Source organism: Pseudomonas sp. P2S-1, assembly GCF_057197725.1.
This window is the reverse complement of record NZ_CM170068.1, coordinates 4,829,345-4,849,656: the sequence shown is the minus strand read 5'-3', so window position 1 is coordinate 4,849,656 and position 20,312 is coordinate 4,829,345. Positions and strand designations below refer to the sequence as shown.

Genomic DNA, 20,312 nt, shown 5'->3' with positions numbered 1-20,312 from the left:
CCCGTTCGCATGGCCTGAACACTGTCAGACCCGAGATGCGCCGTTATGCCGCGGGTCAGCAGTAACTTTCGCCAACGACCGATAGAACCTCGCATTTTTCGGGCTTCCTGCGTCTCGCGCCCTGGCCACTAGCCAATCGAGATGAAATCTTCGAAGCATAGGCAGTCCATGCTGTGTAGTCATCGTTAAAGCACGCATCTCCGCAGAAAGCGGTAATAGCCGGTACAACTCCTGCAAAACCGCGCTTCTGCTTCGATTTTCTTTAGAAAGTTCAAGGATGGCCTGCGTATCTTTGGACTCAATCATGCCGGGAAGCTTGTTCGCTATATTGTTGCGACGGCGCGCGGCGTCCACTGTGAGCAGATTACGAGCGCCCATGGTGGACGGCAAAGCTTCCGTGTGTGCCCCCGAAGACGCCAAGGCGGTACTCGATGTAGAGGCCGGAGGCGAGGGTTGGGGCGAAGGAGATGTGGAACGAGAAGGCGAAACGGGAGCCGAAGCAAGACCTACCGGCGAACTCACCGCGACCACCGGCGGTATCGTCGCTGGCTCTCCAATGAAATCCGCGAGGTATCGGGAGGTTTGCGCATTCGCGGAAAAGGGGCTGCCGGGTCGGCTGCCATAAGGGCTGAAAGCCGGCGCCTTGAATCCGCCATTCAACCGCATCGGGCCCAGGAACGGCATATGACCGGTAGGATCGACTGCATTGACCGGATCCCCCTCGCAATAAGCATAGGCATTGAGCCCACCTGCCCCGAACGGGCTCCAGCTGTCCGGCTGGATGAAGATCATCAGCACTGGGCTGAAGGCGCGGTAGCCGCTGCCTAGCAGGTAATGGCCGGTGCCGGGCTCGAACAGCTCGCCGTTGAAACCGAGCAAGGTCTTTAGCGTATGCATGACGCTCTGGCCTCTCAGCGTTAGGTTCCCCGAAATGGAGATTCGCACAAGCGTATAACAGCGTGGCTGCGTCCATAACTGGCAGATCTGTCAGGTAAGGCCTTCAGCTTGTCCGGCGAATCAGAACGCCGGCAGTACCGCGCCGCTGTACGTCTTCTCGATGAAATCACTACCTCGTTCGAGGTCTTTTTTTAGGAATCTTCACAGTAAGACCGCGTCGCAGCCTGTCATAGAATTGCGCTTTTTCCTGAAGTCCTTCACGTAGCGCTCGATATGTCAGCGACTGGAGATGCTTTTGTGGAATGGTCGGACTTTGCCCCCTTCTGCTGTAAGCGTTTCTACGCTCGTCCGGGGTCAGCGGCAATTGCTGGTGCAGCTCCCTTAAAACGGGAATTCTTTTGAAGCGCTGCTTGGCAAGGGCAATGATACCCGCTGCGTCGTTGGAGGAAATCATGCGTGAAATCTCCGTCTCTATGTGCGGGTAATTGACGTTTCTAGTATTAGATCCCAGGACGACCCCAGATGGACCTACGCTTCTCGCGGAGGTGGGCAACGCTGAACTTGATTGAGAGACCGCAGGCGCAGTGTCAGCCAGGATATGAGGAGGCGAAAACCTTTCCGGGGGCCATACAGGAACAGGCGATACCCTCCCCCCAAGTGTTGGAACGAGATCTGCCTCCGACAGAACAGGGAGAACGGGAGGTAGGTCTTGGGGGGTAGGGGACGGGAACCTATTCACGCGACCGAACTGAAGCAATTGCTTGAACGGCATATGCCCAGTCGGATCGGCAGCATTGACCGGATCCCCCTTGCAATAAGCATAGGCATTGAGCCCACCCGCCCCGAACGGGCTCCAGCTGTCCGGCTGGATAAAGATCATCAGCCACGTACTGTAGGCGCGATAACCGTTGCCGAGCAGGTAGTGGCCGGTAATGCATTCAAGCAGCTCGCCATTGAAGCCAATGTGCCCCGATTGCCTACGTGAGGGTTGTGCGGCGTCATTCGGGGTGGCCATCGCTTATTTCTCCGGCATCCGGCAGGAACACCACGGATTGTATAACCCCGCTTGCTAGCCCATAACTGACAGAACTATCAGGTATGCCGCAGAAAAAGAAAGACCGCCTCGACGGCGGTCTTTCAGTAACAGACAGTACTGTGGCGAATCAGAACGCCGGCAGTACCGCACCGCTGTACTTCTTCTCGATGAAGGTCTTCACCTCGGGCGAGGTCAGGGCCTTGGCCAGTTTCTGGATGGCGTCGCTGTCCTTGTTGTCCGGGCGGGCCACCAGGAAGTTGACGTACGGCGAGTCGCTGCCTTCGATCACCAGCGCGTCTTTCGCCGGGTTGAGGCCGGCTTCCAGAGCGTAGTTGGTGTTGATCATGTCCAGGTCGACCTGGTCGAGCACACGCGGCAGCATGGCCGATTCCAGCTCGCGGAATTTAAGTTTTTTCGGGTTCTCGGCGATGTCCTTCGGGGTCGCCAGGGCGTTCTGCGGGTCCTTCAGGGTGATCAGGCCAGCCTTCTGCAGAAGCAGCAGGGCGCGGCCGCTGTTGCTGCCTTCGTTCGGGATGGCGACGGTGGCGCCTTCCTTCAGCTCGGCCAGGCTCTTCACTTTCTTCGAGTAGCCACCGAACGGCTCGACGTGAACGCCGATCACGGTCACCAGGTTGGTGCCCTTGCCTTCGTTGAAGTTCTTCAGGTACGGCAGGGTCTGGAAGTAGTTAGCGTCCAGGCGCTTCTGGTCGACCTGCACGTTCGGCTGCACGTAGTCGGTGAAGACCTTGATTTCCAGGTCCACGCCCTCTTTGGCCAGGGTCGGCTTGATCAGCTCGAGAATCTCGGCATGGGGTACCGGGGTGGCGGCAACCACCAGTTTCTCGGCAGCCTGGGCAAAACCGCCCACCGTCAGCGCGGCGGCCAGGGCAGAGAACAACAGAGCCTTTTTCATGTGCAGTCCTTATTGGTATTCCGCGCCTCGTGGGCGGCGATCAGTGTTGGTTGGCCGGGCCCGTGTTGCCCGGCGTGAGGCGGACAATACCGAGATTTTTTATTCCGGAACAATATCTTTTGATTAGCTGCTTATGCCTTTTTGCGATGCACACCTTGCAACGCTCTAGCTAGCGACTTGCGTAAGGCGCAACAGGGTTTGCTCCAGCAGTTTGCGCAGGGCATGTCGCTCCTGTTCGTCGCCCAGTTGGGCGAGCCGGTCCAGGCGCTGAGCCAGGGCGTGCAAAGGCGTCGGCAGGTTCAGATGTTCCGGCAGGATCTCGTCGCCGCTGCCCTGGAGCAGGGCGAAGTGGATGACGTTTTCCAGCTCGCGGGTATTGCCCGGCCAGTCGTGCAGTTCCAGCACGCGCTGGGCGTCTTCGCTGAGCAGCGGCACCGGGCGGTTAAGCTTGGGGCTGTAGATGCCGACGAAGTACTCGGCCAGCGGCAGGATATCGCCGACCCGCTCGCGCAGCGCCGGCAGTTCGAGGCGGCCTTCGTGAAGGTAGTCGTAGAGACGCGGATGGAAGTGCCCTGCCGCAACCGCTTCGGCCAGGTCGATGCTCGAGGCTGCGACCAGGCGCACATCCACCGGATGCGGCTGCTGCGCGCCGACGCGGTAGACCTCGTGGTTTTCCAGGGCGGCCAGCAGCTTGATCTGGATCGGCAGCGGCAGGTCGGCGATTTCATCGAGATACAGCGTGCCGCCATTGGCCGAGCCGAACCAGCCGGCACGGCTGCTGGCACTGCCGCTATGGGCGCCGACGGCGTAGCCGAAGAGCTCGGCGTCGGCGTAGGTCGGGCTGATCGCGCCGCAGTTGACCGAGACGAAAAGACCACCGCGATCGCTGGCGCGGTGGATCTGCCGGGCCAGCAGTTCCTTGCCGGTACCGCTTTCGCCGCGGATCAGCACGGGCAGGGCCAGCGGGGCGAGGATTTCCAGTTCCTCGCGCAACTGGCGCGAGCGTGGGTCGACGAACACCAGCGCCTTGGCGCGGATGCTCAGCGGGCTCTTGTCGAGTTCGGGGAAGGTCAGCAGCGGCTGGCCGAAGGTGTCTTCGAGTTTCATGGCAAAGCTCCCGCCCGGGCTCCTGGCCCGGGCGTTGATAAAAGGCAGTAAGGGAAAGCGGTGCGGGAATCAGGCGCGGCGCAGGACGCCCTGTTCCATTCGGCTCTGCAGGCGGTACAGGTAGGCGAAGCCCTGTTCCCAGCGGTGATGGCCGGACTTGACGTTGATATGCCCGGCGCCGCCGAGCACCCCGGCCTCGGCGCCCCAGGCGCGGGCCAGTTGCATGGCGCGCGGGGCGCTCACGGCCGGGTCGTTGTCGGAGGTGACCACCTGGCTCGGGAACGGCAACGGGGCCATGGGGATCGGTGCAAAGTTGCGCAATGCCGGGGAGCAGGCAGGCCGCTCTACGTCGGCTGGCGCCACCAAAAGCGCGCCGCGTACCAGCCGGCGCAGGTTCGGGCTGGCCTGGGCGGCCCAGTGGGCGACGGTGATGCAGCCCAGGCTATGGGCGATCAGGATCACCGGGGAATCGTCGGCGGCAATCGCCTCTTCCAGCGCCGCGACCCAATCCCCGCGCTTCGGCGTCAGCCAGTCGGCCTGCTCGACACGGGCGCTGTTAGGCAGCGTGGCGTGCCAATGGCTCTGCCAGTGATCGTCTGGCGAACCCTGCCAGCCCGGCACAATCAGGTAACGGATCGACTCGTTGCGCATGGGGAATTGCCTCCTGCTGCGGTTTGCGTGCATGGCGGCAAGTATTGGTGCTGGGGTTATATTCGTAAAGGAATAAGAAGCTATTTATTAATAACCAAATAGAAAACGGGACCGGGGTGCGGTCCCGTTGTGGTTTCAGCGTTCGGGCTGTTGCCAGGTGGCGGTTTCATGGCCTTCGAGGAGCGCGTCGACCAGGCCCTTGGCGGCTTCCACGGCGTGCATGGTCAACCAGGGGAAGGCGCTGGTGTTGGCGTCCGGGGCGAGGGAGTGCTGGGCGGATTCGTAGGCGCAGCGCAGGAACATCGAGGCGTGGACCAGGGCGCTGTGGGGGTCGATGCCGGGGTTTACGGAGAAGAGTGGCGGGTGGGAGGAGGAGCAGTCGCCGAAGGGGCGGGTGCAGGTTGGGGATAGTGGGGGATCGGGTACGAGTTTTTTCATCAGATTTTTCCTTACCTGTTTTTAGCCAGCATCCTTTTGTTTCCACACAAATGGGTGGCGGCTGTACGCGGGGTGGAAAACCGAGCGGTAAGGAGATACCCGGCAGGCCCGAAAGCCTCCCGCGCACAGCTGCCATAAAGCAGGCCTTACCAACTTGCTCGAGGTTTCCACACCCCGGTCACTGACCATTCAGCGACCGACGAAGCCTAGAAGGAGTGCTTTCCATGAGCAAGGAAGCAAAGACCGACAGATCGCGTAGGTTACGTCCTAGGATTTCCATGTTCCACAAACATTATGTTTGCAGGTGTCTGGAATGCGGTCTCTGTGGGAGCTGGCTTGCCAGCGATGGCGTCAGATCAAACAACATCAGTGACCCTGCTGGCCTCATCGCTGGCAAGCCAGCTCCCACAGGGTTCGTGTCGGCTTCAAGGAAGGTGGCGGCTGGATGCAGGGTGGAAAACCGGGGGCGGTAAGGACTTAATCCCGGCAGGGCCGAAGGCCTCCTGCATACAGCCGCCATAAATACAAAGGTGGCCACTGCCCAGGCGGTGGACAACCGAAGCACTGGAACCCCGGCAGGCCATCACGCCTCGCCTGCGCAGCGGCCATGAAGACGGGAAACGGTATCCCTGGCGGGAGCCACAGGCCAGCGGCTTTGTGTTTAGAAATCTGTGGTGGATGCGAGGCCGCAGTAGTAAAGCTTTGGTTTACAACTGCCATTCCAGCCCAACTCCCGTACGGCTTCCATTGTTTTGGCAACTCGGACTATCAACCTTCTTTTGAAATTGCCCCGCCCCCTGTAGGAGCTGGCTTGCCTGCGATGGACCGCGCAGCGGTGCCAAACCATCCAGCACGAGTATCAGCCAGGTGGCATCTCAGATTCACAGCGCCTGCTTGACTGCATTCATCCAGATACTCGGTGCGGCAGTTTTTAGGACCACTGCGCGGCGGTTCGGCAGCCCGACAAGCCACGCCCCGATCGAGGTGCGATGTTAACAAGATGCGTCAGAACAACCTTGCGCAGACCGTCTGAAAAGCCCGCAGCAGAAGGCTTCTCACTGATAAAAGCCCATCAGCCTCGAAGCGTTTTGAAAAGAAACACCACATTGTCGCGCCAGTTCACCAACCGTACGCTGCCTCGCTTTCCCCGCGAGCAAGCCTCATGAAATGGAAGGACCTGATCATCGGCGGCAAGACACTATCGATGGCGCATTTGCAGCCATTCGATCTGCAGTTCGACGTTGCCGGAGATCCGCTCACCGTGAAATTCGAGTTCGGCTTCCATTGCTTCACAGACGACAAGGGCCACGGCGAGCTGGTGTGCTTCCAACACGAACGCCGCTATTTCTGCGCACACCGCTACGACTGCAGCAAGCAACTTCGGGACTACATGGAGCGAAGATTCTATGAAGGGCTGGCGGTGCCCTACTTCATGAACGGCAACCAACGTTACTACTGCCTCGACCTGCACGATTACGCGATGTTCTTCTCGATCAGAAAGCCGGAGAACACCCGCAATGTGCTCAAGCTACGGGTCATTTCAGCTTATGAAGTTGCCACGTGGGGCCGACACTCGCTGCCGAAAGGCAAGCCCCATAACGTTCGCTATATTCTGGAAATGCGCAACGCCGGCAAATCCGTCTGAAAACAAAAAGCCCCAAGGCTTTCGCGCTTGGGGCTTTTGCTGAATCTCTATATCGGCCTGTCCTTTCGCTTTCGCTTATCCCGCTCACTGGCTAGGAGAGGCTTTCGCCTCCGAAATCGATACCCCCTTTCGGGTTCCGGTCCGTATCGACGAAGGTGAATCTAACGCCAGCCGACACTCACGTCAACCGAGTACCCAACGCCACTTGTCACAAAGCTTATCCACAACCTGTCGGGAATCCCGACACGTTTAAAACAAAAAAAAGACCAGCCCCTGCCACAGGACCGGCCTCCAAGTTTGCCTGAGTTGCATGTTGCTCAGCGGGCGGTGATCACCGACAGCTTGGTAATCCCCGCACGTTCGATCGAGGCCATGGCACGCGCCACTTCCCCATAGTTCACTCCATCGTCCGCCTGCAGTTGCACCCGTACCTCGGGGTCCTTGGCCTTCGCCGCCTGCAGGTTGGTTTCCAGCAGATCCGGCTGGATTTCATCCTTGTTGATAAACAGCTTCCCTGCCCCGTCGATGCTGACCACCAACGGATCCTTTTGCTCCACCGGGGCCACGGCCTCGGTCTTGGGTAGGTTGATCGGGATGGCGTTGGTCAGCAGCGGCGCAGTGACGATGAACACCACCAGCAGCACCAGCATCACATCCACCAGCGGCGTTACGTTGATCTCGCTGAGAACTTCGTCGCTGTCCTGGGTCGAAAAAGCCATGTCACACCGCCTCTTTCACAGGCTGGCCAGACGAGGCGTTGGCCTTGTGCAGCGCAGGGTGGGCGATGACGCGGAAGGCACTCTTCTGCGCGAGGCTGTAGAAGTCGTGGGCGAAGTCGTCGAGGTCAGCGGCGGTGAGCTTCAGGCGACGCAGGAAGTAGTTGTAAACCAGCACCGCCGGGACCGCGACGGCGATACCCACGCCGGTGGCGACCAGCGCCGCACCAATCGGCCCGGCCACGGTTTCCAGGCTCGCCGAGCCCGCCGCGCTGATGCCCTTGAGCGCTTCCATGATCCCCCAGACCGTACCGAACAGGCCGATGAAGGGCGAGGTGCTGCCGATACTGGCGACCACGGCCAGGCCGGTTTCCAGCGAACGACGCTCACGCACGATCTGCTGGCGCAGGGCACGTTCCAGGCGGTCCTGGTGGTTGATCGCGTGGCTCAGGTCGGTGGCCTGGCCCGGCTCGCCAACGGCGATGGCGGCATAGCCGGCCTGGGCGACACGGGCGGCGGAACCCGGCTGGGTGTGGGCCAGGTCGGCCGCCGAGTCGAGGCTGGAGGCAGCCCAGAATTGCTTGTGGAAACGCTTGTCCTGGTTCTTCAGGCGGACGAACTGCACGGTCTTGACCAGGGCCAGGCCCCAGGTGACCACGGAGAAGCCGACCAGCAGCCAGATCACCGCGCTTTCGATGGATTCAAGGGGGGAGGCCAATAAGCTCATGATGTGTTCTCTCTGTCGTTGCGCGAATTTGGGTTAGCGAATCTTGAAATCGATGGGCACGCTCACCCAGCCTTCCTGGGGTACATCGCCCTGCTTGGCCGGCACGAAACTCCAGCGCTTCACCGCAGCCAGCGCGGCGTCATCGAGTTGCTGGCGACCACTGCTCTGCTGGATCTGGATCTCGCCGGGCTTGCCCGTGGCGAGCACCTTGACCCGCAACAGCACCGTGCCTTCCCAGCCGCGACGCTGGGCCAGCGACGGGTATTCCGGCGCCGGGTTCTTCAGGTACGCGGCGTTGGCCGAGGCCGGGGTCACCGGGGCGGGCGCTGGCGGAGCCGGCGGCGCAGGCGGTGCCGGAGTCGGAGGCGTCGGCGCTGGCGGCTGCTCGACCGGCTTCGGTTCAGGCTTGGGCGTCGGCTTGGGAACGGGCTTCGGCTTGGGCTTGGGTACCGGCTTGGGCGGCGGCGGCTTCACGGCCAGTTCGTCCTCGACCGGCGGTGGCGGCTCGACGACCGGCGGCGGCGGTTCGACCACGGGCGGCGGCGGCTCCACCACCGGCGGTGCCGGCTGCGAGAACTCGATGGTCATTGGTGGAATCTCTGGCGGGACCACCGGCAATACCGGGGTCGGCGCCTGGCTGACCCAGTACGCGGCAGCGCCATGCAGGACCAGGGCGAACACCCCCAGCAGGACTTTCTCGCGACGGTTCAGAGCACTGCGCGGCGTACGCTGCAAGCGCTGTTGCCCAAGCGGCGAACGGTGCGGCCGGCCGAGGTCGACCAGTTCGCCCGGCGTCGGGCGCCACAGCACATCAACGGCACTGGCGGCGGTCTGGACATTACCCATTGATCAACTCCTGGGGGTTCGGTGCATGCTTCGAAGGCGGTTGGACGTTGTGCCCTCGCTTGACCGAATGATCCGGGCGAGACGCTTATCTCTGAAAGTAATCTTTAAAGTTATGGATAGAATTTTGAGCTATATGTGATTTACCCACAGGGCTGTGTCCCACGAGAATCAAGGCCTCCAGCGAAACGGGCGAAACGCCATGCCTTTGCTGCATTGAAAATATTCCCCAAAGGCATGGGAAATCGGTGCTTTTGCTGACTGACGTTATATGCATTTCGGTTATTTATTTATGTTTTTACATATGTTTACCGAATAAGCGATTGCCTTTATAAGGTGACGCCATGCACATCGACCTTCGCCAACTCCGCCACCTCATCGCCCTTGCCGAACACCGCAGCTTCGTTGCGGCCGCCGGTGCGGTGAAGCTGTCCCAGTCCGCTTTCAGCCGCAGCATCCAGGCGCTGGAGCAGAGTGTGGGCTGCCAGTTGGTGGACCGGGCGAGCAAGGACCTGGCACCGACCCGGCAAGGCCTGGTGGTGCTGGAGCATGCGCGGCGGCTGGTCAGCGGCGCGTATCAGCTGAGCAACGAGATTCGCCAGTTCAATGACCTGGAAGCCGGGGAGCTGCGCTTTGGCTGCGTGCCGGCGCTGGCTGCCGGGCTGGTGCCGCGGGCGATTGCCGGGTTTGTCGGGCGCTATCCGCGGGCGCGGGTGCTGTTCGAGGCCGATTGCAGCTTGCTGGACGAGGCAGTCGAATTCTTTATCGCCGATTGCCGGGACTTCGAAGGCGATTCGGCGTATCGCGTGCAGAAGCTGAGGGCGCGGAGCTGGCAGTTGACCTGCCGGGTCGGGCATCCGTTGGCGTTGCAGGAGAGCGTTGGCGTCGAAGAGCTGTCAGCCTGGCCGCTGGCGATTCCCGGCGGTGAACCGAGCCTGGCCGAGCTGCCGGCGACCATCGAGTGTGCCGATAGCCAGGGCCTGCGTGGCGTGCTGCTGGGGTCGAATGCCCTGGGGGTGAGCCATGGGGGGCAGGGGCTGGTGCGGCTGAAGGTCGAGGGTTGGATGGTGGACGAGGCGCGGTATGGGATTGTCAGCCGGGCTCGGCAGCGTTTGTCACCTTTGGCAGAGGCCATGGTGGAGTGGGTGCTGGAGGTGGATCGGGTGGGGGATGAGATGGATCTGGGGTTGGTGGCAGTCTGATGGATTTTGGGACCGCTTTGCGGTCCTTCGCGGGCAAGCCACGCTCCTACAGGCGACGCGTTCCAAGGTAGGAGCGTGGCTTGCCCGCGAAGGGCTGCAAAGCAGCCCCAACGGCCTCAGATGTTCTCGACCTTCTGCCAGACCTTCGGCTTGAAGAACAAGGTCTCACCCCGGGCCAGCCCGGTCAGGCTGTCATGGTCCTTGACCACCTCGGCCTCGATCAGCTCGCTCTGCCCTTCCACCTTCAGGGTCACCCGGGTAGTCGCGCCCAGCGGCCGGATATCCCGCACTTCCGCGACGTGATGCCCTTCCACTTCATGCCGCGACAGCGACACTTCATGGGGCCGGAACAGCACATGATGGTTCTCGCTCAGGTGCAGGCGGTTGGAGTCACCCAGGAAGTGATAGACGAAGTCACTGGCCGGGTTCTCGTACACCTCGCCCGGCGAACCGATCTGCTCGATCACGCCCTTGTTCATCACCACGATGCGGTCCGCCACTTCCATGGCTTCTTCCTGGTCGTGAGTCACGAACACGGAGGTCAGGTTGATGTCCTCGTGCAGCCGCGCCAGCCAGCGACGCAGCTCTTTGCGGACCTTGGCATCCAGCGCACCGAACGGCTCGTCCAGCAGCAGCACCTTGGGCTCCACCGCCAGGGCGCGAGCCAGGGCGATACGCTGGCGCTGGCCACCGGACAGTTGCTCCGGATAACGATCCGAGAGCCAGTCCAGTTGCACCATGTTCAGCAGTTCATGGACCTTCTCGGCAATTTTGCTTTCGCTCGGGCGCTCGCCCTTGGGCTTCATGCGCAGGCCGAAGGCGACGTTGTCGAACACACTCATATGGCGGAACAGCGCATAGTGCTGGAACACGAAACCGACGTTGCGATCGCGCACGTCGTGGCCGGACACGTCCTCGCCGTGGAAGACGATATTGCCGTCATCCGGGGTTTCCAGGCCGGCGATGATGCGCAGCAGGGTGGTCTTGCCGCAGCCGGACGGGCCGAGCAGGGCCACCAGCTCGCCGCTGTTGATATCCAGGTTGATGTTGTCCAGGGCCTGGAAGCTGTTGAAGCGCTTGCTGACGTTACGAACTTCGATCGACATGAATTATTCCTCCGCCGCACTGTGGCGCAGACGGTTAATGCGGTTCTCGCTCCACTGCTTGAGCAGCAGGATGAAGAGCGCCAGGATCAGCAGCAGGCTGGCTACGCTGAACGCCGCGACATGGTTGTATTCGTTGTAGAGGATCTCGACATGCAGCGGCAGGGTGTTGGTCACGCCGCGGATGTGGCCGGACACCACCGACACCGCGCCGAACTCGCCCATCGCCCGCGCGGTACACAGCACCACGCCGTAGATCAGGCCCCATTTGATGTTCGGCAGGGTCACGTGCCAGAACATCTGCCAGCCGTTGGCCCCGAGCAGGCGCGCGGCCTCCTCTTCCTGGGTGCCCTGCTCCTGCATCAGCGGGATCAGTTCACGGGCGACGAAGGGCACGGTGACGAAGATGGTCGCCAGCACGATGCCCGGCAGGGCGAAGACGATCTGGATATCGTGGTCCTGCAGCCAAGGGCCGAAGAAGCCCTGGGCGCCGAACATCAGCACGTAGACCAGACCGGCGATCACCGGCGAGACCGAGAACGGCAGGTCGATCAGGGTCACCAGGATGCTCTTGCCGCGGAAGTCGTACTTGCTCACGCACCAGGCCGCGCTGACGCCGAACACCAGGTTCAGCGGCACCGAGATGGCCACGGCGATCAGGGTCAGTTTCAGGGCGGACAGGGCATCGGCTTCGAAGATCGCTTCGAAGAAGGTGCCCACGCCCATTTTCAGGCCCTGCGAGACCACGATCACCAGCGGCAACAGCAGGAACAGGGCGAAGATCAGCCAGCCAAGGCCGATCAGGATGCGCCGGGCAGTGGCACTGCCACGGCGGGCGGCGTTGGCCGAAGCGGCCGCGCCAATTGCGGATGCAGACATGCTCAGGCCTCCTTCAAGGGGTTTCGATGCGCCGCTGCAGCAGGTTGATCAGCAGCAGCAGGATGAAGGAAACCACCAGCATCAGCACGCCGATGGCCGTGGCGCCGGTGTAGTCGTACTGGTCGAGCTTGACCATGATCAGCAGCGGCAGGATCTCGGTCTTCATCGGCATGTTGCCGGCGATGAAAATCACCGAACCGTACTCGCCCACGCCACGGGCAAAGGCCAGGGCGAAACCGGTGAGCCAGGCCGGCAGCAGCGCCGGCATCAGCACATGGCGGAACACCTGCAGCGGCTTGGCGCCGAGGCAGGCGGCCGCTTCTTCGACTTCACGGGGGATATCCGCGAGCACCGGCTGCACCGTGCGCACCACGAACGGCAAGGTGACGAAGGTCAGGGCCAGGGTGATGCCCAGCGGGGTGTAGGCGATCTTGAAACCGAGGTCGGTGGCGAACTGGCCGACCCAGCCCGAAGGGGCGTACAGGGCGGTCAGGGCGATACCGGCAACGGCGGTGGGCAGGGCGAACGGCAGGTCGATCATCGCATCGATGATCTTGCGCCCCGGGAAGGTGTAGCGCACCAGCACCCAGGCCAGCAGAGTGCCGATCAGGCCGTTGATGATGGCGGCGAGGAACGCGGTGCCGAAACTCAGCTTCAGCGCGGCGAGGACTCGCGGTGCGCTGACGATGTTCCAGAACTGCTCCCAGGTGAGTTGGGAGGCGTGGACGAACATGGCTCCCAGCGGTATGAGCACAATCAGGCTGAGGTACACCAAGGTGTAGCCCAGCGTCAGCCCGAAGCCGGGTATGACGGGGGATATACGACGAGACATAAAGGTCCTTGGTCTAGCTGGTTTTCACACTGCGCATTCGGGGGCTGCTTTGCAGCCCATCGCAGGCAAGCCAGCTCCTACAGGATGCGGTGAACCCTGTAGGAGCTGGCTTGCCTGCGATGGACCGCGAAGCGGTCCCAGGATCACTGTGCAGAATAGATCTGGTCGAACACGCCGCCATCGTTGAAGAACTTGGGTTGGGCAGTCTTCCAGCCACCGAAGTCTTTGTCGATAGTCACCAGGTCGAGTTTCGGGAACTGGTTGACGTACTGGGCAGCGACCTTCTCGTCACGCGGACGGTAGAAGTTGTCGGCGGCGATCTTCTGGCCTACCGGGCTGTACAGGTACTTGAGGTATTCCTCGGCGATCTTCTCGTTGCCCTTCTTCTCGGCGTTCTTGTCGACCACGGCCACTGGCGGCTCGGCGAGGATCGACAGCGATGGTACGACGATTTCGAACTTATCGTTGCCGCCGTCTTCCTTGAGGGCCAGGAAGGCTTCGTTTTCCCAGGCCAGCAGGACGTCGCCCTGGCCGTTGTTGACGAAGGTGATGGTCGAGCCGCGGGCACCGGTGTCCAGGACTGGAACGTGCTTGAACAGCTCCTTCACGTACTCCTGGGCCTTGGCTTCGCTGCCGCCGGCTTTCAGGCCGTAGGCCCAGGCGGCGAGGAAGTTCCAGCGGGCACCGCCGGAGGTTTTCGGGTTCGGGGTGATGACCGAGACGTCCTTCTTGATCAGGTCGCCCCAGTCCTTGATGCCTTTCGGGTTGCCCTTGCGGACCAGGAACACGATGGTCGAGGTGTACGGGGTGCTGGCGTCCGGCAGGCGGGTCTGCCAGTTCTCCGGCAGGGTCTTGCCGAGCTTGGCAACTTCGTCGATGTCGCCGGCCAGGGCCAGGGTCACCACGTCGGCGCGCAGGCCGTCGATCACCGCACGGGCCTGTTTGCCCGAGCCGCCGTGGGATTGCTGGATCTTCACCTTGTCGCTGGGGTTGGCCTGTTGCCAATGCTTGATGAACTCGGCGTTGTACTGCTGATACAGCTCGCGGGTAGGGTCATAGGACACGTTCAGCAGCTCGTAGTCCTTGGCGATGGCGGAACCGGCAAAAACAGCACTGGCGAGTGCGGCCAGGGCATAACGGCGGATAGACATGGTGAAGCTCCCGATTGGCTTTTTTCTAATTAGGTAGACCTGGGACGCGCGAGCTTCAGCTCGGCTTGTTGCCCGGGTTCTGCAGGCGGAATTTTTCCTTGCGTTCGATCTGCACGACTTGCGCGTTGTGCACGGTGATTTCCACGGCGCCGAAGCGCAGGTCGCGCAGGGCGCTCTGGATTTCACGCAGGATGGTGGCTTCGTCCTGACCGTCAACGCTACGCAGAGATGCGCTCATGCTCGTGCTCCTGAAAATGAGGGGGCCCTGGAGCAGCATGTGTAGGAAGGTGACTGCGCCTGGTGTGGGAGCAATCTTAGGGGGGGCTGAATATTCTTAAAAATACTATTTAAGAATTTTTATATAACTGAAAAACAGCTTCAAGCTTCAAGCTTTAAGTCATAAGAAAAAGCAGTCGGCGTTGCACCGGACTGCCTTTGCCCTTTCTTGCAGCTTGAAGCTTAGAGCTTGAAGCTCAAAACCTAAGATCCCGAGCCGGCACCGGCCGCCCATACCAGTACCCCTGCCCCATGTCGCACTGATGCTCCAGCAGGAAACGCGCCTGCTCCGACTGCTCGATGCCCTCGGCATGGATCGCCATGCCCATGCTCCGCGCCAGGGCGATGATCACCCGGACGATCGCCACGTCATCGTCATCCCCGGGCAAGCCGGCGACGAAGCCCTGGTCGATCTTCAGCTTCTGCACCGGCAAGCGCTTGAGCCGCAGCAGCGACGAGTAACCGGTGCCGAAGTCATCGATGGCCAGGCGCAAGCCCAGGTCGCGCAGGCGATGGAGTTGCTCCAGCGCCACTTCGTGATCGTCCATCACCGCGCTTTCGGTCACCTCGACCTCCAGCCGCGACGGCTCCAGCCCGGTGTCGGCCAGCACCTGGGCGACCTGCTTGTACATCTCGCGGTGGGCAAACAGCCGGCTGGAGACGTTGCAGGCGACGAAGTCGAGGACCTTGCCCTCCCCCAGCCAGCGCACCATCTGCTGGCAGGCCTGGCGCATCACCCACATGTCGATATCGGCGATCAGCCCGGTGCGCTCGGCAATCGGGATGAATTCCCCCGGCGAGATCATCCCGCGCTGCGGATGCTCCCAGCGCACCAGGGCCTCGGCGCCGATCATCTTGCCGCTGAACAGGTCGTGCACCGGCTGGTAGTAGACCCGCAACTCGTCCTGCTCCAGGGCCCGGCGCAGTTCGCTGGCCGTCTCCACCCGCTGCTGGGCATGGGCGGTGAGTTCTTCGGTGTACAGCGCGTAGCCGGAGCGGCCATTGCTCTTGGCCTTGAACAGCGCTGCATCGGCGTTGCGCAGCAGTTGCTCGGCGCTCTGCGCATCGCCCGGGAACAGGCTGATGCCGATGCTGACCGTACTGAACAGGCGATGATTTTCCAGCTCGTAGGGCTCTTTCAGCACATTGACGATCAACTGGGCCAGGTCCGCCGCTTGCGCGACCTGGCCACAGTTCTCGCTGAGAATGGCGAATTCGTCGCCGCCCAGCCGGGCCAGGGTCACGCCCGGGTCGATCACCAGCTTGAGGCGGTCGGCCACGGCCTTGAGCAACTGGTCGCCAATGTTGTGGCCCAGGCTGTCGTTGATGTTCTGGAAGTGGTCGAGGTCGAGCAAGAGCAAGGCGCAGCCGCGCTTGTTGACCTGCGCCGCAGCCAGCGCCTGGGCGGCGCGGTCGTTGAACAATAGGCGGTTGGGCAGGTTGGTCAGCGGGTCATGGTGGACCAGGTGGGCCAGTTCACGCTCGGTGTGTTTGATGGCACTGATATCGCTGAAAACTGCAACATAGTGTGTCAAACGCCCGCTATCGTCGCGAATTGCGCATATGGTTTGCCATTGCGGGTACACTTCGCCGCTCTTGCGTCGGTTCCACACTTCACCGCTCCACTCGCCTTTCTCGTGCAGGGTGGCGTACATGGTCTGGTAGAAGGCCTGGTCGTGGCGTCCGGACTTGAACTTGTTGGGTCGCTGGCCGATAACCTCGTCACGGCTGTAGCCGGTGATGTTCATGAAGGCGCGGTTGACGTGGACGATGATCCCGTCGCCATTGCTGACCAGTACGCCTTCCAGGGTGCTGTCGAACACGGCGGCGGCCATGCGCAGGCGCTCGCGGTCTTCACGCCGCAGGCGCGCGCCGACCCCGATGAAGTTGAGCAGTCGTACCCGTGAGAAAAAGATGATCAGGGCGCTGCAGCCCGCCCAGACATAGGCGTTGATCAGCTGCCAGCCGGCCCTTTCCACCGGATCATCGAAAACACTGCTTAATATTTGATCAGATACGACCAGCCACAACAGCGACAGCCCCAGGTACAGCGCGGCCATGCGCAAGGCTTCTCGTGCGGAAACAGACATAGCGTCTCGGATGCCCACATCAAAAGATGGGGCATTATAGGGATAGTTTTCCCGGTTGGCCTCTTATCTAAAAGGCCGACTGGTTTTATTTGACATGGTGGTAATAATGACCATCGCTGTTCAACCGCTCTAAGAGGGCACTTCCACCTATGTGGTACTACGGTTTACTCGACCTGTCGGCCTGGCAACTGCTGGCGGTCACCCTGCTGATGACCCACGTGACCATCGTCGCAGTCACGGTCTATCTGCACCGCTATTCGGCGCACCGCTCTTTGGAGCTAAACGCCGGGCTCAAGCACTTCTTCCGCTTCTGGCTGTGGCTGACCACGGCGCAGAACACCCGCGAATGGACCGCCATCCACCGCAAGCACCACGCCAAATGCGAAACCGTGGACGACCCGCACAGCCCGGTGATCAAGGGCCTGTCCACCGTGCTGCGCAAGGGCGCCGAGCTGTACCGCGCCGAGGCGCAGAACCCGGAAACCCTGCGCATCTACGGCAAGAACTGCCCCGAGGACTGGATCGAGCGTAACCTCTACAGCCGCTACAAGCTCGGCGGCATCGCCCTGATGGCGGTGATCGACCTGCTGCTGTTCGGCACCATCGGCGTCACCATCTGGGCGGTGCAGATGATGTGGATTCCGTTCTGGGCCGCCGGCGTGGTCAACGGCCTGGGGCATGCGGTGGGCTATCGCAACTTCGAATGCAAGGATGCCGCCACCAATCTCGTGCCCTGGGGCATCGTGATCGGCGGTGAAGAGCTGCACAACAACCACCACACCTACCCCAACTCGGCCAAGCTCTCGGTCAAGCGCTGGGAGTTCGACATGGGCTGGGCCTGGATCAAGCTGTTCACCTGGCTGCGCCTGGCCAAGGTGCAGCGCGTCGCGCCGATCGCCCACCGGGTCGAAGGCAAGGGCCAGCTGGACATGGACACCGCCATGGCGATCCTCAACAACCGCTTCCAGATCATGGCCCAGTACCGCAAGCTGGTGATCGCGCCGCTGGTGAAGCAGGAGCTGGCCCGGGTCGACGACTCGGTGCGCCACCAGTTCCGCCGCGCCAAGCGCCTGCTTTCGCGGGAGACCAGCCTGCTGGAGGACCGCCATCACCAGCGCATCCAGACCATGCTCGAGCACAGCCACGCGCTGAAGGTGATCTACGAGAAGCGTCTGGCCCTGCAGCAGATCTGGGCCCGCACCAGCGCCAACGGCCACGACATGCTCGCGGCCATCAAGGACTGGGTGCACGAGGCCGAGGCCAGCGGCATCCACTCCCTGCGCGAGTTCGCCGCACAGCTGAAAACCTACTCGCTGCGCCCTGCCCTGGCCTGACGGCCACTGATCGGTGCGCCCCGTTCTGGGGCGCCCGTTTCGGAACTTCCCCCCGAAATCAAGTTCTTACCAGATATGTCGCCCGCCTGGCGGGCCGGGCCGTGGCCACTCCCTGCGCCTTACTAGAAGTACTGCGAACATGGTCAAGAACACCCCGCCGTTCACCGCACCTCCCGAAGCCGCCCAGACGCTGCTGGCCTTGATGCACGCGCAGGGCGAAGTCGCGCGCCTGAGCGAGCGCGAGCAACTGTTCAGCTCGCTGCTGGACAGCGTCAACGCCGTACTTTGGGCCTTCGATTGGGAGAGCCGTCAGGTCCTCTATGTCAGCCCGGCCTACGAGCGCATCTTCGGTCGCTCCGCCAGCCTGTTGCTGGCCGACTACAACCAGTGGCGCGACGCCATCTACCCCGACGACCTCGACTACGCCGAGCGCACCCTGGCCGAAGTGCTGGTCAAGGGCGCGGTGGAGGATCGCGAGTACCGCATCATCGCCGCCGACGGCCAGGTGCGCTGGCTCAGCGACAAGTGCTTTATCAACCAGCAGGGCGAAGGCCAGCGGGTGATCGTGGTCGGCATGGCCGAGGACATCACCGAGAAGAAGCAGCTCGAAGGCGAGCTGCAGCGCCTGGCAACCACCGACGTGCTGACCCAGAGCAGCAACCGCCGGCACTTCTTCGAATGCGCCGGCGAGGCCTTCGACCGGGCGCGGGTGGAGGGCACGCCGTTGTCGTTCCTGTTGCTGGATATCGATGATTTCAAGCAGGTCAATGACACCTACGGGCATCCCGAGGGGGACCAGGTGTTGCAGCGGATCGCCGACAGCGGCAAGGCGGCGCTACGGCGCGGGGACCTGTTCGGACGGATTGGTGGCGAGGAGTTTGCTGCGGTGTTTCCGGGGTGTCCGCCGGAGATGGCGATGCAGGTGGCGCAGCGCTTGCAGCGGGAGATTCAGCGGCTGAGCTTCAGTCATGAAGGGCAGACCTACGGGATTACCGTGAGCCAGGGGCTGACCGGGCTCAATGGGGAGGATGGGGTGCTGGATGACCTGTTCGCGCGGGCGGATGCGGCGATGTATCAGGCGAAGCGGCAAGGGAAGAACCAGATCGTTCTGGGCTGATCCTGATTTGATGTTGCTCTTCCGGGCCCTATCGCTGGCAAGCCAGCTCCCACAAGGTCCGCGGCGCATGCAATCCCTGTGGGAGCTGGCTTGCCAGCGATAGGGCCCGGAAGATCAATAAAGAATCCTATTCCTTGCGCAACCGCGCCAGCTCCGCCCTTCCCACCTTGAGCAGCCGCGCCGTCTTCCCGGCCGCCAGCTCGTCCAGCCCGTCCTCCGCCGTCAACCGCGCCATCTGCCCCGCCAGGTTCATCACCAGGTCTTCCCGGGAATACACCCCGCCACCCAGCTGATACACCGCCGCAATCAGCTCACGCAGCTCCAGCGGCAGGCGCCAGCGTGTGCGCAGGGCCGAACCATAGGCCGCGCCCGCCTTGCCCAGCGCCACCTCGATCTCGTTCTCGTCCAGCTCGCCACCGCCCAGCCGCCATTCCTGCAGGCAGCGCAGCAACGCCAGGTCGCCCAGGCAATGCAGCAACCCGGCGCAATAACAACGCTCGTAATCCAGCTCCAGCATCTGCGCCAGGTTGCGCCCGTACTCCGCCGCGCGCAGCGACAGGTTCCAGTACTGCTCGGCATAGCGCGCCAGCACCGGGTCGCTGAGCTTGGCACTGCGCTTGAGCGCCAGCCCGAGGATCAGGTTCATGCTCTGGGTGGTCCCGAGCTTGTTCAGCGCCTGCAACAGCGTCTGCACGCCGCCTTCACGGTGCAGCGCGGCACTGTTGGCCGCTGCGATCAGCACCGCAGTGATCTGCGGATCGGCACGCACCTCCTCCTCCAGCACCCGCAAATCCAGGCCCTGGGGGTTCAGCGCACGCTTGATCGCCTGCTGCACATCGGCGAACAACGGCCCGCCATCGGCCGTGGCCCGGTGTTCCTCGATAAACCGCGACAAGGTCAGCCCGGCCCGCAGCGGCGGCACTTCGCAGGCGATGGACTCGCCCACCTTGAGCAATTGCTCTTCCAGGCGCTGGCGCAGGGCTTCCAGGTTCAGCGGCTTGGTCAGGTAGGCCGTCGGCGCCAGCGGCAGGGCCTCGCGCACGCTGGTCACGTCGCTGCGGCTGCTGATGATGATGAACGGCAAGGCCGGCGTACGCGGCCGCGAGCGCACCTTGCGCAACAGGTCGAGGCCATCCAGGCCCGGCAGTTCGCGGGCGGCGATGATCAGGTCGGGCTTGCCGGACAGGCCTTCCAGCGCTTCGTTGCCATTGGCGCAGACCTTCACTTCAGCGTCGCAGCGCACACTGAGCAACATCTGGGTCAACATGTCCCGCACCCACGGGTCTCCCTCGGCGATCATCACCTTGGGCGCGGCAGCGAGGTCTACAGCAGTCATCGGTCTCTCCTTGCGGCTA

General features: G+C 62.3%; 20 protein-coding genes and 1 pseudogene. 4 read left to right on the top strand and 17 right to left on the bottom strand.

Annotated features, from left to right (window positions below; genetic code table 11):
* Positions 1–24: 24 nt before the first annotated feature.
* From AC2CQI_RS21735 to AC2CQI_RS21705, 7 genes and pseudogenes are all read right to left on the bottom strand, one after another.
* A complete protein-coding gene (locus AC2CQI_RS21735; protein WP_484577841.1) occupies positions 25–897 on the bottom strand; it encodes an RHS repeat-associated core domain-containing protein in 873 nt (290 codons plus the stop codon).
* A gap of 169 nt (positions 898–1,066) precedes the next feature.
* Positions 1,067–1,351: a hypothetical protein gene (locus tag AC2CQI_RS21730; RefSeq protein WP_256721229.1), complete on the bottom strand. Its 285-nt coding sequence runs from the start codon at positions 1,349–1,351 to the stop codon at positions 1,067–1,069.
* Between the two features lie 318 nt (positions 1,352–1,669).
* Positions 1,670–1,912 (bottom strand): annotated as a pseudogene (locus AC2CQI_RS21725) (RHS repeat-associated core domain-containing protein); the annotation flags it as partial.
* 148 nt (positions 1,913–2,060) lie between these two features.
* Positions 2,061–2,846: a MetQ/NlpA family ABC transporter substrate-binding protein gene (locus AC2CQI_RS21720; protein WP_484577840.1), complete on the bottom strand. Its 786-nt coding sequence runs from the start codon at positions 2,844–2,846 to the stop codon at positions 2,061–2,063.
* A gap of 165 nt (positions 2,847–3,011) precedes the next feature.
* A complete protein-coding gene (locus AC2CQI_RS21715) occupies positions 3,012–3,953 on the bottom strand; it encodes a sigma 54-interacting transcriptional regulator (protein WP_484577839.1) in 942 nt (313 codons plus the stop codon).
* A gap of 69 nt (positions 3,954–4,022) precedes the next feature.
* The gene (locus AC2CQI_RS21710) at positions 4,023–4,604 is read right to left on the bottom strand and encodes an alpha/beta hydrolase (RefSeq protein ID WP_484577838.1); all 582 of its coding nucleotides are present in this window, start codon (positions 4,602–4,604) and stop codon (positions 4,023–4,025) included.
* 135 nt (positions 4,605–4,739) lie between these two features.
* The gene (locus AC2CQI_RS21705) at positions 4,740–5,042 is read right to left on the bottom strand and encodes a DUF3077 domain-containing protein (RefSeq protein ID WP_484577837.1); all 303 of its coding nucleotides are present in this window, start codon (positions 5,040–5,042) and stop codon (positions 4,740–4,742) included.
* A 1,204-nt stretch (positions 5,043–6,246) separates the two neighbouring features.
* On the opposite strand from AC2CQI_RS21705, the gene AC2CQI_RS21700 reads away from it, so the two are divergent.
* Positions 6,247–6,687: a hypothetical protein gene (locus AC2CQI_RS21700; RefSeq protein ID WP_484580652.1), complete on the top strand. Its 441-nt coding sequence runs from the start codon at positions 6,247–6,249 to the stop codon at positions 6,685–6,687.
* 317 nt (positions 6,688–7,004) lie between these two features.
* On the opposite strand, the gene AC2CQI_RS21695 is transcribed toward AC2CQI_RS21700, so the two are convergent.
* The 3 genes from AC2CQI_RS21695 to AC2CQI_RS21685 are packed head-to-tail and all read right to left on the bottom strand — an operon-like array spanning position 7,005 to position 8,976.
* Positions 7,005–7,406 (bottom strand): ExbD/TolR family protein, encoded by a 402-nt coding sequence (locus AC2CQI_RS21695; RefSeq protein ID WP_009041659.1) that lies wholly within the window; start codon positions 7,404–7,406, stop codon positions 7,005–7,007.
* A gap of 1 nt (position 7,407) precedes the next feature.
* A complete protein-coding gene (locus tag AC2CQI_RS21690) occupies positions 7,408–8,130 on the bottom strand; it encodes a MotA/TolQ/ExbB proton channel family protein (RefSeq protein WP_484577836.1) in 723 nt (240 codons plus the stop codon).
* A 33-nt stretch (positions 8,131–8,163) separates the two neighbouring features.
* On the bottom strand, positions 8,164–8,976 hold the full coding sequence (locus AC2CQI_RS21685; protein ID WP_484577835.1) for an energy transducer TonB: 813 nt from the start codon (positions 8,974–8,976) through the stop codon (positions 8,164–8,166).
* A 341-nt stretch (positions 8,977–9,317) separates the two neighbouring features.
* Between AC2CQI_RS21685 and AC2CQI_RS21680 the strand changes: the two genes are divergently transcribed.
* On the top strand, positions 9,318–10,175 hold the full coding sequence (locus AC2CQI_RS21680; protein WP_484577834.1) for a LysR family transcriptional regulator: 858 nt from the start codon (positions 9,318–9,320) through the stop codon (positions 10,173–10,175).
* Between the two features lie 116 nt (positions 10,176–10,291).
* Here the strand turns inward: AC2CQI_RS21680 and AC2CQI_RS21675 are convergent, their stop codons facing one another.
* From AC2CQI_RS21675 to dibA, 6 genes are all read right to left on the bottom strand, one after another.
* A complete protein-coding gene (locus AC2CQI_RS21675; protein ID WP_075805983.1) occupies positions 10,292–11,281 on the bottom strand; it encodes a sulfate/molybdate ABC transporter ATP-binding protein in 990 nt (329 codons plus the stop codon).
* A gap of 3 nt (positions 11,282–11,284) precedes the next feature.
* Positions 11,285–12,157 carry a sulfate ABC transporter permease subunit CysW gene (gene cysW / locus AC2CQI_RS21670; RefSeq protein WP_075805982.1) on the bottom strand — a complete coding sequence of 291 codons (873 nt, stop codon included), beginning with the start codon at positions 12,155–12,157 and terminating at the stop codon, positions 11,285–11,287.
* 13 nt (positions 12,158–12,170) lie between these two features.
* A complete protein-coding gene (gene cysT / locus AC2CQI_RS21665) occupies positions 12,171–12,989 on the bottom strand; it encodes a sulfate ABC transporter permease subunit CysT (protein ID WP_075805981.1) in 819 nt (272 codons plus the stop codon).
* Between the two features lie 143 nt (positions 12,990–13,132).
* On the bottom strand, positions 13,133–14,140 hold the full coding sequence (locus tag AC2CQI_RS21660; protein WP_075805980.1) for a sulfate ABC transporter substrate-binding protein: 1,008 nt from the start codon (positions 14,138–14,140) through the stop codon (positions 13,133–13,135).
* A 55-nt stretch (positions 14,141–14,195) separates the two neighbouring features.
* A complete protein-coding gene (gene oscA / locus AC2CQI_RS21655; protein WP_007941032.1) occupies positions 14,196–14,378 on the bottom strand; it encodes a sulfur starvation response protein OscA in 183 nt (60 codons plus the stop codon).
* 235 nt (positions 14,379–14,613) lie between these two features.
* Positions 14,614–16,506 carry a phosphodiesterase DibA gene (gene dibA, locus AC2CQI_RS21650; protein WP_484577833.1) on the bottom strand — a complete coding sequence of 631 codons (1,893 nt, stop codon included), beginning with the start codon at positions 16,504–16,506 and terminating at the stop codon, positions 14,614–14,616.
* Positions 16,507–16,655: 149 nt separating this feature from the next.
* Between dibA and desA the strand changes: the two genes are divergently transcribed.
* Both desA and AC2CQI_RS21640 read left to right on the top strand, forming a co-directional pair.
* The gene (desA, locus tag AC2CQI_RS21645) at positions 16,656–17,840 is read left to right on the top strand and encodes a delta-9 fatty acid desaturase DesA (RefSeq protein WP_484577832.1); all 1,185 of its coding nucleotides are present in this window, start codon (positions 16,656–16,658) and stop codon (positions 17,838–17,840) included.
* A gap of 139 nt (positions 17,841–17,979) precedes the next feature.
* Positions 17,980–18,957, top strand: coding sequence for a GGDEF domain-containing protein (locus tag AC2CQI_RS21640; RefSeq protein WP_484577831.1), 978 nt, complete (start codon positions 17,980–17,982; stop codon positions 18,955–18,957).
* Positions 18,958–19,084: 127 nt separating this feature from the next.
* On the opposite strand, the gene AC2CQI_RS21635 is transcribed toward AC2CQI_RS21640, so the two are convergent.
* Positions 19,085–20,293, bottom strand: coding sequence for a response regulator (locus tag AC2CQI_RS21635; RefSeq protein ID WP_075805976.1), 1,209 nt, complete (start codon positions 20,291–20,293; stop codon positions 19,085–19,087).
* Positions 20,294–20,312: the final 19 nt, after the last annotated feature.

What these genes read in the sequence shown, in the direction of transcription:
- AC2CQI_RS21735 (WP_484577841.1), bottom strand. Translation starts at nt 897, where the DNA reads ATGCATACGCTAAAGACCTTGCTCGGTTTCAACGGCGAGCTGTTCGAG.
- AC2CQI_RS21690 (WP_484577836.1), bottom strand. Translation starts at nt 8,130, where the DNA reads ATGAGCTTATTGGCCTCCCCCCTTGAATCCATCGAAAGCGCGGTGATC.
- AC2CQI_RS21715 (WP_484577839.1), bottom strand. Translation starts at nt 3,953, where the DNA reads ATGAAACTCGAAGACACCTTCGGCCAGCCGCTGCTGACCTTCCCCGAA.
- AC2CQI_RS21730 (WP_256721229.1), bottom strand. Translation starts at nt 1,351, where the DNA reads ATGATTTCCTCCAACGACGCAGCGGGTATCATTGCCCTTGCCAAGCAG.
- AC2CQI_RS21720 (WP_484577840.1), bottom strand. Translation starts at nt 2,846, where the DNA reads ATGAAAAAGGCTCTGTTGTTCTCTGCCCTGGCCGCCGCGCTGACGGTG.
- AC2CQI_RS21675 (WP_075805983.1), bottom strand. Translation starts at nt 11,281, where the DNA reads ATGTCGATCGAAGTTCGTAACGTCAGCAAGCGCTTCAACAGCTTCCAG.
- desA (WP_484577832.1), top strand. Translation starts at nt 16,656, where the DNA reads ATGTGGTACTACGGTTTACTCGACCTGTCGGCCTGGCAACTGCTGGCG.
- AC2CQI_RS21695 (WP_009041659.1), bottom strand. Translation starts at nt 7,406, where the DNA reads ATGGCTTTTTCGACCCAGGACAGCGACGAAGTTCTCAGCGAGATCAAC.
- AC2CQI_RS21640 (WP_484577831.1), top strand. Translation starts at nt 17,980, where the DNA reads ATGGTCAAGAACACCCCGCCGTTCACCGCACCTCCCGAAGCCGCCCAG.
- AC2CQI_RS21700 (WP_484580652.1), top strand. Translation starts at nt 6,247, where the DNA reads ATGGCGCATTTGCAGCCATTCGATCTGCAGTTCGACGTTGCCGGAGAT.
- AC2CQI_RS21660 (WP_075805980.1), bottom strand. Translation starts at nt 14,140, where the DNA reads ATGTCTATCCGCCGTTATGCCCTGGCCGCACTCGCCAGTGCTGTTTTT.
- AC2CQI_RS21705 (WP_484577837.1), bottom strand. Translation starts at nt 5,042, where the DNA reads ATGAAAAAACTCGTACCCGATCCCCCACTATCCCCAACCTGCACCCGC.
- AC2CQI_RS21680 (WP_484577834.1), top strand. Translation starts at nt 9,318, where the DNA reads ATGCACATCGACCTTCGCCAACTCCGCCACCTCATCGCCCTTGCCGAA.
- AC2CQI_RS21710 (WP_484577838.1), bottom strand. Translation starts at nt 4,604, where the DNA reads ATGCGCAACGAGTCGATCCGTTACCTGATTGTGCCGGGCTGGCAGGGT.
- cysT (WP_075805981.1), bottom strand. Translation starts at nt 12,989, where the DNA reads ATGTCTCGTCGTATATCCCCCGTCATACCCGGCTTCGGGCTGACGCTG.
- dibA (WP_484577833.1), bottom strand. Translation starts at nt 16,506, where the DNA reads ATGTCTGTTTCCGCACGAGAAGCCTTGCGCATGGCCGCGCTGTACCTG.
- AC2CQI_RS21685 (WP_484577835.1), bottom strand. Translation starts at nt 8,976, where the DNA reads ATGGGTAATGTCCAGACCGCCGCCAGTGCCGTTGATGTGCTGTGGCGC.
- oscA (WP_007941032.1), bottom strand. Translation starts at nt 14,378, where the DNA reads ATGAGCGCATCTCTGCGTAGCGTTGACGGTCAGGACGAAGCCACCATC.
- cysW (WP_075805982.1), bottom strand. Translation starts at nt 12,157, where the DNA reads ATGTCTGCATCCGCAATTGGCGCGGCCGCTTCGGCCAACGCCGCCCGC.
- AC2CQI_RS21635 (WP_075805976.1), bottom strand. Translation starts at nt 20,293, where the DNA reads ATGACTGCTGTAGACCTCGCTGCCGCGCCCAAGGTGATGATCGCCGAG.